This window comes from Lactobacillus helsingborgensis, assembly GCF_000970855.1.
In the GTDB taxonomy this organism is placed as follows: Bacteria; Bacillota; Bacilli; order Lactobacillales; family Lactobacillaceae; genus Lactobacillus; species Lactobacillus helsingborgensis.
Genome location: NZ_KQ034046.1, coordinates 908,925 through 923,382, shown reverse-complemented (window position 1 = coordinate 923,382; position 14,458 = coordinate 908,925). Strand labels below are relative to the sequence as shown.

The window sequence follows — 14,458 nt, the reverse complement described above, 5'->3', positions numbered from 1 at the left end:
AATTTTAAGGTTGAATTTTATTTTTAATATCCTTTTCGTTAGTAGCCATATTTTGGTCTGCATTTGCTATTTTATTTAAGGCTGCACGTTGTTTTTTCTGATCAACATGCGTGTATAAGTCTGTTGCAGTAGTACCTTTTTGCCCTAATTGCTGGGCTACTAAAACCTGATCTTTGGTTACACCATATAGTTCAGAGGCCAGGGTGTGACGTAACTTATGGGGCGTAAGCGGGTGCCCAAAGGCAGCCGAATATTTACTAACCATTTTCTCAATTGCACTTGCCGTAATCCGTCTAGTTTTATTATGCCAACGAGTGAGGAAGAAAGCATTCGTATTTTTCGTAGCAGAATAGCTCTGTCTACGAATTTTTTTATATGCTGTAATATAACTTAAAGTCCACTCAGCAATTGGCACACTGTCTTTTTGACCGCCTTTGCGGGTAACATCAAGTGTAGCCTTCTTGAAATTAATATCTGATAGGTCTACACCAGCACATTCAGAAACCCTTATTCCAGTACCAAGTATTAAAGCAATGATTGCCATATCTCGTTCTTTATTAATTTTGAAGCTTGGTAGGGCATGTTTGTTACAAATATTCTGATAGTCGTTCTCGATAAAGTCTAAAAATTGGTATTTTAACTTTCCGGTATACATATGTGATTCAAGCACGTGTGCACGATAATTTAAAGTTTCTGTATTATTGAGTGAATCAATCTTAAGCATCACATTGCGCTCAAAGTAAGGCTGTCCGTTGATATTATCTGCAGTTATAGTTAAAAATTTAAAAAGAGATCTTAGTGCATTAATTGAACGATTAATAGTGGTGGGGGAGCTTAAATTGCCCTGCTTGTTTTTGACGTGACCAAGGTAATTAATGTAAAGCATAATATCATTTCGGTGAAGATTTGCCAGGGTTTCTGTTGTCACGTGCTGGTTATCCTTAGCATCTGAAATTCCCTCTTGGCGAAGCCAATTAAAAAAACGTCTTATTTCTGTTAAATACTGGTAAGAAGTGGCCAAGGAATGGGTAGTGCCAAAGTTATATTCTTTCACAAAATCTGGCATCTTATTTAATTCATCATCAATTAAGTTTAAATATTTTTTGGTTTCCACGTAATAAAGTCTCCTCCTAAAAATAAATCATTTTTGGTAGTTAATAGCTTGTTCCAATAAAGAATTAAGCACAACAAACATTGGCATTTTGTTAGTTAAGTTATAACCTTTATAAAAAATGTTAGGTGAATAACAAAATAAGGGTATATCAGCCATTTTTGCTAAAGGGGAGAAATGGCTGACATCACTGACAGTTATTAGTTTGATGTTTTTTTCTTTAACTAACTTGGCAATTTTTAAAGTTTGCTCTGAATCGCCGGAAAAACTAAGCATACAAACTATTAAATTGGAATAGTGGTTAAGAATATCCCAAATTTCTTCTGTATAACTGCAAAAAACCGAATTGTTATATACAGCATTAAACGCATAAGTAAAATAACGCCCAACATTGCCGGTTTCACCAGAAGCACAGAAAACAACTTTTTTAGCTTTACTGAATAAGTTTATTATCTGTACTTCTTTTTTCTTGTTAATTAGCTTAACCGTATTTTCAAAGAGAATTCTTTGAGATAAAGCCTGACTGTCTTCAGAAAATGTATCTAAATTATATTTCAGTTCGGTATATCCTTTATAATTAAGCTTTTTGCACAACCTAGTAATGGTATTAGGTACTACTGAAGTATTAGACGCCAAACAGGTTATAGACATGTTCTTGACCTGACTACTATGTGCCAGAATATAGTCGCAAATATATTCCTCTGAATCTGTTAATTCATCTTCATGAGCCTGATAAACTTCTTTAAAACTTAGCATTTTTACAACTCCTTTCTCAAGAAACTTTATCAATCTTAATTCAATTATGTGTAATTTTACACATTGGGTCAAGGAGAAAAAATAAAAAGGTTGCACTTTTAACAGAAAAGCAATCGCTTTCAAAATTCGTATTAAGATAAAAATGAAATCAATAAAAATAATATATTTGATTGATTTCATAGGTTTTGAGCTCAAAAAAATAAGGTTACCAAGTTAAAGTTTTTAATTAACAAACAGGAAGGGTATGTTATGAAAAGAATTTTGATTTTAGGAAGCAGTGGGGGCAATTTATACAATCTTGGAGGAAAAGATCCAAAAAGTCTTTTAGAAGCCGTAGTTAGACAGGTGCAATCAACCACAGAAACGGAAATAGCAGCAATACATTTCGTTGCTGTAGATGCTTCTTTAGATTTCGCTAAACCGACCACTGCAGCACATTTATGGTCATGGAATGGACAAGAACCAGTAATTATTGCTGAGGGCACTTTAAAAGAAATTGATAAAGTTGCCCAAGAGCATGATCAAAAAATGGCAGATTTAATAGATTCTAATCAGGTTGATGGCTTAATACTAATGAGCGCTGATCCCGCAGGAACGAATAAAAAGGCGATCACTGCGGCAATTAAACATCATATTATTGCTGCTGGAACTGGCGGCACATCTATGTCCAATGCGCAAAAAATGGGTCTGGATGTAGTTGCCGTATCTGGAACTACAGGTACTACTAATGAAACTAGGGCAGTAAGCGCAATGTTTGCTTTAACCAAAAAATGGCAAATTAAATATTCTCCTTTAATTGGTGGAACTGATAAGGACAATAACGGAGCTAGTCAAAATATTTGGCAAAATATTAGCTTACGCGGAATTTTAATGGCGTGTTTACCAGCTTTTATTACTATGGCAATTACACTTTTAATATCGAAGATACCCGGTATTCCCAAGTCGACCAATGCGCTTTTTGACATCATGCTGAATGGTTTACCAGTAATAATATCAGCAGTTGCCGCCAAACAAATATCTGGTTTGAATGATATTGCTATCTGCGCTGGCGTGATCGCTGGACTCTTTTCAACAAAAGGTGGGCTGATCGGTGGAATAATTTGTGGTATTATGGCCGGAATTTTGGTCAGTGTCATTTTTAAAAAATGTTTACAATGGCATTTTCCGGGAACAACAGCAAATATTTGTGCAGGATCATTTGCCGGGTTAATTTCTGGTTTAACAGGTTACTATTTAATTGCTCATTTATCGGCAAAATTGGGCGATTTTTTACAATTTATTTTAAATACCGCGATCGCTATTAATCCTATTTTAGCAGGGGCGGTTGCGGGTTTCATCATTTTTCCAGCCATATTGACAGGCTGTTATCACGCGATTTTTCTACCTTTAATTATGTTGCAAATGTCTAAATATGGTAACAGTTTCTTGGGTGCGATTGACATGTGCTCTTTAATAATGGTTGCTACAGGAATAAATCTGGCAAACGTCCTCTATCCCCAAAAACCAAGTGATAGAGCTTTAGCAGTCCCAGGTTTATTTATAAATCTACTTTTTGGAACGTATGCCGAATCAGTTTATCCTTTTATTCTTTCAAATAAATTGGAAATGATTGGCACGTTAATTTGTTCAACTCTTGCAGGGTGCGTCGTAGGCCTATTTAACGTGAGTGGTACCGCTTATGTGCCATCGTTTTTAGGACCCGCAATGTCGAATAATTGGTTGGGCTTTTTACTTGCAATGCTAACGGGTATTGTATCTGCATTCATAATGGTTTTGTTAATTAACAAACTCGAAAAAGGCAAACTCTCTTAGCCAAAAAGATTGAACTCAAAATCGCATGGTGTTTATTATTCAAATTTGCAAATATTTAGGAGGAAATTATGATAAAACAGGACATGAAAAACAAAATGGTGATAGCACGGCAAAAGGTTGAAAAGGCCATCGAAAAAGACAATGGTACCACATTAATGAGTACTGGCATGACAGGTGATGACGCACGACTAGCTAAAGCAGCGGTCGCAGGGGGAGCTAAAATTTTAGAAGCAAACCATCCCGCAGTTACTTTAGCAAGAGGCCTCGAGGGTGTTTCAACTATGGGAGACGCCGAATATGTGCGGCACGAACTGCCATTAAAAAGTATGCTTGAATGTGTGAGGGGAGTGCGTGCAGTTGTCGGACCGGATATTTATTTAACCGTTGGTTTTCCTGGAAGTTTTACAGAAAGAGAGCCCATTCCACTGACAAGTGAAGATTTTCGTCAATTGGCTTTAGCAGGTGCAGATGGTGTTCATTGTCACAAATCTAGTTTAGCCGATTTAAAAGATGTTGTTATATTAGCACATGAGAACGGTTTACTGGTTGATTCTTATATCGGTAAAAAATCAGATCTACACCAATTTGGTATTGGTGCCGAAGATATTACAGAAGTGAAAAAAGTTGCCTTAGCAATGCAAGAAATTGGCGCCGACTTTATTGGTATGATGACAGGAATGAGTTATGAAGGCGTCGCCGCAGGAGAGATACCTCAGGAAATTAAAGACCGTTTGCAAGCATTGATTGAGACTGTTTCAGTTCCTACATTCGCTGAAGGGGGGATAAATGAAGTCAATGTGAAAGCATTTAAAAATACCGGAGTAAATGTGGTGACAGTGGGGACAGCAATGGATGACTATGCAGAAGGGGCGATTAAATCAGCGGTAGCAAAATTTATTAATCACCAATAAAATTAAAGAATATTTTTAATTGAAATGCACCTTGTTAAGTTGAGGTGCATTTTTGGTATTTGAAATATAAATCAAATTATCTTTCATTAAAATTATAGTTTTAATGATAGCATTCTTTAAAAATACCTATCTAAAAGGCTTTTCAACAATTAAATTTATTCAGCTTTCATATATCGCCTTTAAGAACTATTTAGTCAAAACAACAAACTCAGCCACATCATTATCATGATCTGTTTTACACAGTATTGTTTATCAAACTCTAAATTTTTTAGTCGCATTAACCTAAAAAATAAAAATTTTAATTTAGGATCCAAGTACATCAAAATAGACACTGGTAATTTAAAAACACGACACGAGATGAAGATTTTAAGTTCATTACTTGATTAATTATACGTAAAACTAATTTAAAATCGTTTAAAACTTTATCTTCAACAACTTAAAATAAGTACCTCTATTTGAATTCTATCTAAAAGTTTGATATTACTTTACATAATATATATTATACGAAGTTATATCACACCTTAGAGCTTATCAGATTTGCTGCCCCGCTTGTATTATTCTTCGATTACTTTTACCATAGAAATACAAAAATAAAAATTTATATCTCTTTGGTAATCAAACTATTTTTACCAGAATAAAGCCTAAATTTAATTCTTTGACAAAAATTGTATTCAAAATATAATTGAACTGTTGTGCTTAAAAAATAAAATCTTGCTGTTAAATTATAGTCTTTTAAGGTTTGCTCTTTTATTTACTTATTTAAAATAACCCTCAAAAAATGTAAAAATATAAATAAAAGCGCTTTCTATAATAACTAACTATATGAACCACAGATTTTTTTAGATAACTTTTTAAGTAATCTCGTATATGCAACTACGACAAGCAAATACACGCTTTGATAGAATATTTAACGTTATTTCCTTTTTCATTTTAGTTTTAATTAATTGGTGCTTTTTTATTTTAATTTACCAAAAAATAGCTTACAATACTATGTGGGGTATAGTTTAAAACATTTAGTTTGAGTAGAAATTTGTCAAAAGCAAGTGTTTTATTCATTATTATTTTGTTTTATTGTTCACTTCTATAATTAATCTGTTATTATAGAATATGGAATTATTTTTTTGAAAGGGTTGAATTTATTCCATGAGTATAAATTTAGGAAAAGAAATATGCCGTAGGCGGCGTGAACAAAAGTTGACTCAGGAGGATCTCGCTGAATTAAGTGATTTATCAGTCAACTTTATTTCACGTCTTGAACGTACAAAAAACCAAAATATTAGTATTCAAAAGCTTGACTCAATTGCCAGAGCCTTAAATACTACTACACCAGATATTATCATGAATGCTTACCGCTTTAAGGAAGTTAAAGTTGAAAACCATCAAGATAATACTCCTGTATTCATTAAGAAGGTTCTTAATGAACTTAGAAAAATGTCACCAGACAAGGCCGAAAGAGTATGTAAATCATTCATTATTTTGGCTAAAGAGATCAATAAAGATTAAAAAAAGCACGAAATAGAATTTCTATTTCGTGCTTTTTTAAATTACTTGAATGCGTCTGTCAATGGCGGTACTACTTGTTTCTTTCTTGAAACTACTCCTGGCAAACTGATTTCTGAATCTTTGACAGAACCAAATGCTTTTTCAAATGAAGCTAGTGCATCATCTGAACCTATAACTAATGCAGTTGAATCTGAGTCGAGTACATTAGTTATAAGCAGCATAAATAAATCGTAACCAGCAGAATTTGCTGAATCGCTCATGGCTTTCAAGAACGCATCTTTACGTTCTAAGGCTTCTGGTAAATCAACTACATTTATCTGAGCAACGCGAACATTTTTACCGTTAAGGTCAAAAGACTTGGCGTCCAAATCAATTAGTTCTTCTTCTGATTTACTTGCAATATTAGTACCAGCTTTAAGTTCTTCCAAACCATATTTTTCATAGTCAACGTCAGCAATCTTGGCTAGTTCTTTTACTGCTTCCCTATCCTTTTCCGTTGTAGTAGGAGATTTCAATAGCAAAGTATCTGAAATTATCGCAGATAACATAATTCCAGCTATATTTTGGGGAATTTCAACACCAAAATGCTTGTACAGTCCCAGCATAATTGTACTTGTGCAACCTACTGGTTCAGCCAAATAGAATAACGGCATACTGGTATCAAAATTCATAATTCTATGGTGATCAACCACATGAGTAACAGTAACTTGATCAATATCCGCAACACTTTGTTGAGGTTCATTATGGTCAACAAGCATTACTTTTTTAACTTCATTTGCTGCTGTTTTTATCACTCTAGGTGCCTCAAAACCAAATTTATTTAAAGCAAAAGCAGTTTCGTCATTAGCTTCACCTAAAGCAACAGCTTCTGTGTTATACCCTAATTTATTTTGTAAATAAGAGTATGCTATCGCTGTACCAATTGCATCTGTGTCTGGATTTTGATGACCAAAGACTAATTCTTTTTCCATTTATTCTCCTCTATTTCTTCTTTTATAAAAATATACTTATATCATAGTTTACCCAATAATGCTTAAGTAACCAAGAGTATTTTTACACGGTTAAATTCATTTAAAAATTATACTCTATACTAGATATTAGCTTAAAAAGTTCTTCAATTCGACTAAAAAGTTCTTGATTCTGGGAACGTCTTTTTTACCCTTACGGTAAATAAACGAAATTGAAAACTTTTGAACACCCTTTAAAAAGACTGGGGTCAGAGTAATTTCGTTTTTGTGTAATTGAAAATATGAATCGCTCACAACTGTATCATATTTAGTTTCTTGTGCAGTCGCCACTAACTGCTGAGTGGAAGTAAAAGTTAGGGGTACTTTTAAACCATTTCTGGTATTTAATTTACTACCCAACTTTCCTTTTAATAATTGAGTTAAATAAAAGTCGTCAGGATAAAGAACCCACTTTTTGCCTAAAAATTTAGAAACAGGATAGGCCTTCCCTACTTCCGCCTGATTATCATGGGTTAAGATTGTCAATTTATCCTGAACAATTTTCATTTGTTCGTATTGATTCTGAATGTTTGCTTGGCTTTTCTTAGTTGTTTCAGGCACATACAACAAAGCTAAATCAATTAAATTATTGTCGAGATTATACCAAAGGTCTTTACGATTATAGTAGGAAACATTAATAGTAATATCTGGAAATTTTTGGTTAAATTTAACCAAAAAATGTCGCAGAATGTCAGAATTAACACTTTCCAAAACTCCAATAGCAATATGCCCTTTATCTTCTTGGGTAAATTCTTGAATATCGCTAACAACAGAATTTACAGTTCCAAGAAGCTTGATTGCACCGGTTTGTAATTGCTTCCCAGCTTCAGTAAGATAAAGTTTTTTGCCCATTTGACCAAACAAAGGAGTTCCGATTGCATGCTCTATCTTTTTTATTTGTTGAGTTAATGCAGGTTGAGTAATACCAAGTATTTGGGCAGCTTGAGTATAATTCATGGTATCGATTAATTGCAAGAAATAATGTAAGGACTTGGTTGATAGTATTGTTTCTGTTTTAGGCATAAAATTATTCCTTCTATCTTAACAATTATATAGCTCTATTTATATGCTATTATTAATCAAAAACCCCTTTGTGTCAAAGTAATATTAAATTTTATCAAAGTGCTTTCATAATTTATTTATATCATTAAATAAATTAAAATTTATTCTGCACTTAACGGCTTTCCCAATCGTATATTGACTGGTACCCCATCACTCGTTGTATCAATTACAAATGAACCATTTGAATATCTATCACTAACCGGATACTCATTAGTTAACACTTTAATTTTTCTCTTGCTTGTAGTAGTAACAAATAAGGTATGATCCTGACCATAAGCTGTAACTGCTGCAATACGATGTGGTTTAGTCTTTAATTCTCTTAGTACTAAAACACCCCGTTTAGCCCGTGTTACCTTATTGATCAGATCAGCTTTAAACTGCTTAAAGGCACCTCTTTGTGTAATTAAACCAATACGCAGCAAATCAATAAATTCTGGATTTACTAAAACATAGGAAACTACAAAGTCTTCAGCTTTAAGATTGACTGATTTAACTCCAAAAGATTTAGCACCAGATTCAGGTACTTCGCTAATATCAAAACGAATTGCATAAGCATTATGGGTAAATAAAATGATTTCTGCTGCACTATCAGGTTTAACTAAATCAACACGAATAACTTTACTATCGGCTTTTTTCATTTTCATAGCGGTAATAGCTCGTGAACGGTAAGTTCTTGTAGGTTGAAGGTTACTTAAACTCAGCTGCTTAATATAGCCGTCATTAGTAGCCAGCAAGAAATTAATATTTTGGTCCAGCTCAGCAAAATCAAATACGCGAATGATGTTTTCATCATCATCCAGCCCTATTTCTTGAGAAAGGTGTTGTCCTGTTTCTTTCCACTTAGCTTCAACCAATTCACTTACTGGACGATAAATCACATTTCCACGACTAGTAAAAAGATATAAATTAGTCAAAGTAGAGAGTGTTTTTTCAAACACTACATCATCCCCGCCCGGTAAACCATTATCTTCATCATCGCTTGACTGCCATGAACGCAGAGAAGACCTCTTTAAATAGCCATCCCTACTTATTAACACCCGCACTTGTTCATCAGCAACCAGTGCTTTTTCGTCAATTTGAATTTTGGCATTTTCTGAAGAAATTTCTGTCCGGCGAGGATTGCCAAATTCTCTTTTCACGACAGATAATTCTTTAACTATTTCTTTTTCCAGTGTCTTCTGGTTAGAGAGTAATTCTTTAAAACGCGCAATCTTCTCGTTTAATTCTGTCTGCTCTTTAACTAACGCATCAACGTCTGTATTAGTTAATCGATATAACTGGAGAGATACAATTGCTTCCGCCTGTCTAGCAGAAAAATTAAATTTTTCAGACAAATTGGTCTTAGCTTCTGCTTTATTTTTAGAAGCCCTAATTACCTTGATAACTTGATCCAAAATATCCATTGCGTGAATTAAGCCTTGAATTATCTCAAGCCGTTCTTCAGCTTTATTTAGATCATACTTTGTCCTCTTAGTTACTACATCTTTTTCATGTTCTAAGTATGAAGACAAGATGTGTTTCAGACCAACCTGCATTGGTGTCATGTGATCAATAGCAACCATATTGAAATTGTATGATACCTGCAGTTCAGTATTTTTAAAGAGATAATTTAAAATATTTTGTGCATCAGCACCCTTTTTAAGTTCGACTACAATAGATAATCCATGTCTATCAGTTTCATCACGCACTTCTGCAATGCCGTCAATCTCTTTGTTTAAGCGGATTTCATCTATTTTTTTAACCAAAAGAGCTTTGTTAACGGCAAATGGAATTTCCGTAATTACTATTTCTTCGCGGTGCCCCCTTATTTCTTGAATAGTCGACTTTGCGCGTACCTGAATGCGGCCGCGACCAGTTTCATAAGCTTCACGTAATCCTTTTTCTCCTAAGACAATAGCCCCTGTCGGAAAGTCAGGACCCTTGACAAATTTCATCAGGTCGTCTAAAGTCGCAGCCGGATTTTTCAGCAAATAAATAGTAGCGTCGATAACTTCAGAGAGATTGTGAGGTGGAATTTCGGTAGCATATCCTGCTGAAATACCGGTAGAACCATTAACTAACAAATTGGGAAAACGAACTGGTAATACTGTAGGCTCGTACTCGGTATCATCGAAATTAAGTACCATGTTGACGGTGTCTTTATCAATATCTTGCAGCAACATGTTTGAAATCTTGCTTAAGCGCGACTCGGTATAACGCATAGCTGCAGGACCATCCCCGTCCATAGAACCATTATTACCGTGCATTTCTATTAACGGCTCACGCATTTTCCAATCTTGAGAAAGGTGAACTAAAGCACCATAAATTGAACTGTCACCATGAGGATGAAAATTACCCATGATATTACCCACAGCCTTAGCTGCCTTTTTAAACGGTTTATCATAAGTGTTATTATCCTGATACATAGCATATAAAATTCTGCGCTGCACAGGTTTTAAGCCATCACGAATATCCGGTAAGGCACGTTCTTGAATTATATATTTAGAATATCTGCCAAAGCGCTCACCCATAACTTGTTCAAGCGGCATTTCACGAATTCGCTCTTTAGTTGCCATTAATCAAACCCCTATTCATTTTCTTCCTCTAAAATTGAAGCATTTTCGCCCATTCTGAATTTAACGTTTTCTTCAATCCATTTTCTACGCGCTCCCGCCTTGTCACCCATTAATGTAGTCACACGGCGTTCTGCTAAAGCAGCATCATCAATCTTAACGCGGATCAGTAATCTGGTTTCAGGATCCATGGTCGTTTGCCATAACTGTTCGGCATTCATTTCACCAAGTCCTTTAAACCTTTGCAGGGTATATCCCCGACCCATTTTCTTTTCGTCAGCTGCTAATTCTTCATCGGTCCAGGAATATTTGACCTGCGCTTTTTTGCCTCGTCCTTTTTGCAAGCGGTAAAGGGGCGGTAGTGCAATATAAACCTTACCGTGTTCAATCATTGGTCTCATGTAACGATAGAAAAAAGTAAGCAGAAGTATCTGAATATGGGCACCATCGTCATCAGCGTCCGTCATAATAATTACTTTATCGTAATTTGAATCTGCCACTTTAAACTCAGTCCCAACACCAGCACCAATAGTGTAGATCATAGTATTAATTTCTTCGTTTTTAAAAATGTCTTGTAATTTAGCCTTTTGGGTATTTAAAACTTTACCCCGTAAAGGCAAAATAGCTTGAAATCTACGGTCACGGCCCTGTTTTGCTGAGCCACCGGCAGAGTCACCCTCAACTAAGAATAATTCATTTTTCTTAGGATTGCGTGATTGCGCAGGTGTTAATTTACCGGAAAGAACCTCTTTTTTGCGTCTTTTTTTACCGTTTCTACTTTCGTTGCGGGCTTTTTTGGCAGCTTCACGGGCATCCCTTGCTCTTTGGGCTTTTTTAACCAGTTCCTGCGCTAGCTCCCCTTTTTCCATTAAATAATAAGACATTTTTTCATAGACAATAGCATCAACTACTGACCTAGCCTGAGGAGTACCCAGCTTACTCTTAGTTTGACCCTCAAATTCCAATAATTCTTCTGGAATTTTAACTGATAAGACAGCACTTAAACCTTCCCGGTAATCAGAACCGTCAATGTTTTTATCTTTTTTACTGAGTAAGCCTTGTTTTTTGGCATAATCGTTAAAAGCGCGGGTGAAACCGCTTCTTGCACCCACCTCATGGGTACCGCCGTCTGCTGTACGAACATTATTTACAAAAGAAACCAAATTTTCAGAATAACTGTCGCTGTATTGGCCACTAAATTCAACTTCAATTTCATCTTGTTTGCCGGCAAAATAAAAAACATCATTCAGAGTATCTTTACCTTCATTAAGGTAGGAGACGAAGGCTTTAATGCCATCGTCATACTTGAAGTCATCATGATGCTCCGGCTCACGTTCATCGGTTAAAACGAACCTGACACCTTTAAGCAAAAAAGCCGATTCACGAATACGTTCTTGAATAGTTTCATATTTATATTTAATGGTTGAAAATATCTTTTCATCTGGCTTGAATGTGATGGTCGTACCTGTTTTTTCTTTAGTCTTTCCTAAACGTTTTAAAGTCCCAATGGGATGACCGCCATCTTTAAATTCTTCTTCATACTCTATACCATCACGCACGACTTTAACATCCATGTAACTGGAAAGAGCATTAACGACGGAAGAGCCCACACCGTGTAGACCACCGGATGTTTTATAATTTTGCTCGGTAAATTTACCCCCGGCATGCAAAACAGTTAAAATAACTTCAATTGTCGGTTTACCTGATTTATGCATCCCAGTTGGCATACCGCGTCCAAAATCGCGTACGGTGACGCTATTATCTTGATGAATTGTAACGTCAATTTCTTTACCGAATCCGGCCATTGCTTCATCAACCGAATTGTCTACGATTTCGTAGACTAACTGATTCAGTCCGTGTACATCGGTTGAGCCAATATACATCCCCGGCCTTTTCCGCACAGCTTCCAAACCGTGAAGAATCTGAATCGCTGAATCATCATAAGAATTCGTTTTTTTACTTGTTTTAGTCAAATAGACTCCTCCAGTTTAAAATCATTTATTTATTTTCATCCTCATACTTAGTAATCTCTGATAAAATAGCCTTAGATGTTAAGAGAGTAGGATATAAATGATAAATCTAAATTTAATTCTGATATTTATTCTAGCATATTTAATAGGATCGTTTCCTACTGGTGTTATCGTAGGCAAGATATTTTTTTCTGAGGACATTAGAAATTATGGTTCCGGCAATATCGGCACTACTAATTCTTTTCGTGTTTTTGGTCCCGTTGCAGGAAGCGTAGTGTTAGTGATTGATGTTCTCAAGGGCACATTAGCAACCAACCTACCGCGGCTATTTCATATTAATGGTCCTAAATACTTACTATTAATTTCCGGTGGGTTGGCTATCTTAGGGCACACTTTTTCTATTTTTCTTAAATTCAAAGGTGGTAAGGCAGTAGCTACCAGTGCCGGTTTATTCTTAGGCTATAATTTGAAATTCTTTGGTGTTTGCGCGCTAATATTTTTGCCACTGGTTTTCATAACATCTTATGTCAGTTTAGCCAGTTTAATTGCTGTAGTATTAATATTTATTGTTACTTTCTTTTTCCATGATGTTTTTCTTGAAATCATCGTCGGCTGCATCATGGTCATATTATTTACCCGCCATAGAACAAATATCGTTCGCTTGCTGCACCATCAAGAAAATATCATCCCCTTTGGTCTATGGTATTGGTACAAGAAAAAGCACAATAAGTTATAACCCCTATCTATTAATATTTTTAGCTAGCTCAATTGCTAGCTATTTTATTATAATTGTTAGAACATTAGTTCGCAACATCAGATTTATGTCATAAAAAAAGAAAGCTCATGCTTTCTCTTTTATCATATAGAATTTTTTCATTCATCTCGATCATGGAATGCCATACTGAACCCAACGGTAAAAATAGCTCCAGCTTCAAGATGATTCATGCCGTATTTTTCTTCGAGCTTTTGATTGGTGTCAGTGCGGTCAGCAATCCCCCACCATGGCTCAATACACACGAAGTCAGCTGTTTGAGGATATTGTGACCAGACTCCCACAAACGGAGCATCCCTTAGCCACACATTGACGTGAAAATTATTCGCGTCTGTTTTTAATGAGATACGGTTATCATGGCCGCGCATTTGAAATATCAATGCGTCATCTTTAAATAGATGATCGCTCAGAGTAATCAAACTATTGGTTGAAGCTAGCGACCTATTAGCCCAGTCTAAGAACTGACCGTTAAGGGGTATCCGCACGCGAGCTCTTGAAGGTTTGGTACTGAAGTAAAAATCTTCCTTAGTTAAATCTGCGCTCGTAGGAATATTAAAACCCGGATGACCCCCAATACCAAAAATCATTTCTCCGTCAGACTTGTTATGCACGCTAAAATTTTCTTCCAGTAAGTTATTAAGCAGGTTGTAATTTACCCGTAATTCAAAACTAAACGGATACACCTTCCTGGTTTGCTCATTATCTGTCAGCAAAAAAGTGATACTTTCAGCAGTTTGCTGCTCAACGGAGAATTCCAAGTCTCGGGCAAAACCATGCTGATTTAAATGATAGGTTTTACCTTGATAAGTATATTCATCATTTTTCAGTCTGCCCACAATGGGAAAGAGAATAGGCGCATGCCTCTGCCATATCTTTGGATCAGCCTGCCAAATGTATTCATACCCGCTATGTAAACTTTTAACACTTTGGACCTCAGCACCTTTACTGGCAATTTTAACCTGTAAAAAGCTGTTTTTGATAATGTAGTCCATGTTTGATCAT

The 14,458-nt window shown here is 35.5% G+C and carries 11 protein-coding genes; 4 read left to right on the top strand and 7 right to left on the bottom strand.

The window, feature by feature from the left end; all coding sequences use genetic code 11:
* Positions 1-4: 4 nt before the first annotated feature.
* Together xerS and JF73_RS04285 are read right to left on the bottom strand one after the other, a co-directional pair.
* On the bottom strand, positions 5-1,114 hold the full coding sequence (xerS, locus tag JF73_RS04290) for a tyrosine recombinase XerS (protein ID WP_046327109.1): 1,110 nt from the start codon (positions 1,112-1,114) through the stop codon (positions 5-7).
* Between the two features lie 27 nt (positions 1,115-1,141).
* The gene (locus JF73_RS04285) at positions 1,142-1,867 is read right to left on the bottom strand and encodes a MurR/RpiR family transcriptional regulator (protein ID WP_046327108.1); all 726 of its coding nucleotides are present in this window, start codon (positions 1,865-1,867) and stop codon (positions 1,142-1,144) included.
* 249 nt (positions 1,868-2,116) lie between these two features.
* On the opposite strand from JF73_RS04285, the gene JF73_RS04280 reads away from it, so the two are divergent.
* The 3 genes from JF73_RS04280 (at position 2,117) to JF73_RS04270 (ending at position 6,093) form a co-directional block, all read left to right on the top strand.
* Positions 2,117-3,679, top strand: coding sequence for a PTS sugar transporter (locus JF73_RS04280; protein WP_046327107.1), 1,563 nt, complete (start codon positions 2,117-2,119; stop codon positions 3,677-3,679).
* 68 nt (positions 3,680-3,747) lie between these two features.
* The gene (locus JF73_RS04275; RefSeq protein WP_046327106.1) at positions 3,748-4,590 is read left to right on the top strand and encodes a beta/alpha barrel domain-containing protein; all 843 of its coding nucleotides are present in this window, start codon (positions 3,748-3,750) and stop codon (positions 4,588-4,590) included.
* Positions 4,591-5,733: 1,143 nt separating this feature from the next.
* On the top strand, positions 5,734-6,093 hold the full coding sequence (locus JF73_RS04270; protein WP_034979176.1) for a helix-turn-helix domain-containing protein: 360 nt from the start codon (positions 5,734-5,736) through the stop codon (positions 6,091-6,093).
* A 41-nt stretch (positions 6,094-6,134) separates the two neighbouring features.
* Here JF73_RS04270 and JF73_RS04265 read toward each other — a convergent pair whose 3' ends face one another.
* From JF73_RS04265 to parE, 4 genes are all read right to left on the bottom strand, one after another.
* A complete protein-coding gene (locus JF73_RS04265) occupies positions 6,135-7,064 on the bottom strand; it encodes a manganese-dependent inorganic pyrophosphatase (RefSeq protein WP_038522561.1) in 930 nt (309 codons plus the stop codon).
* A gap of 126 nt (positions 7,065-7,190) precedes the next feature.
* Positions 7,191-8,123: a LysR family transcriptional regulator gene (locus JF73_RS04260; protein WP_038522558.1), complete on the bottom strand. Its 933-nt coding sequence runs from the start codon at positions 8,121-8,123 to the stop codon at positions 7,191-7,193.
* Between the two features lie 140 nt (positions 8,124-8,263).
* A complete protein-coding gene (parC, locus tag JF73_RS04255) occupies positions 8,264-10,717 on the bottom strand; it encodes a DNA topoisomerase IV subunit A (RefSeq protein ID WP_046327105.1) in 2,454 nt (817 codons plus the stop codon).
* Positions 10,718-10,728: 11 nt separating this feature from the next.
* A complete protein-coding gene (gene parE, locus JF73_RS04250) occupies positions 10,729-12,687 on the bottom strand; it encodes a DNA topoisomerase IV subunit B (protein ID WP_046327104.1) in 1,959 nt (652 codons plus the stop codon).
* 97 nt (positions 12,688-12,784) lie between these two features.
* Between parE and plsY the strand changes: the two genes are divergently transcribed.
* Entirely contained in the window at positions 12,785-13,420 is a 636-nt protein-coding gene (gene plsY / locus JF73_RS04245; protein WP_046327103.1) for a glycerol-3-phosphate 1-O-acyltransferase PlsY, read from the top strand.
* A gap of 137 nt (positions 13,421-13,557) precedes the next feature.
* Here the strand turns inward: plsY and JF73_RS04240 are convergent, their stop codons facing one another.
* Positions 13,558-14,448, bottom strand: coding sequence for an aldose 1-epimerase family protein (locus JF73_RS04240; protein ID WP_046327102.1), 891 nt, complete (start codon positions 14,446-14,448; stop codon positions 13,558-13,560).
* Positions 14,449-14,458 lie beyond the last annotated feature (10 nt).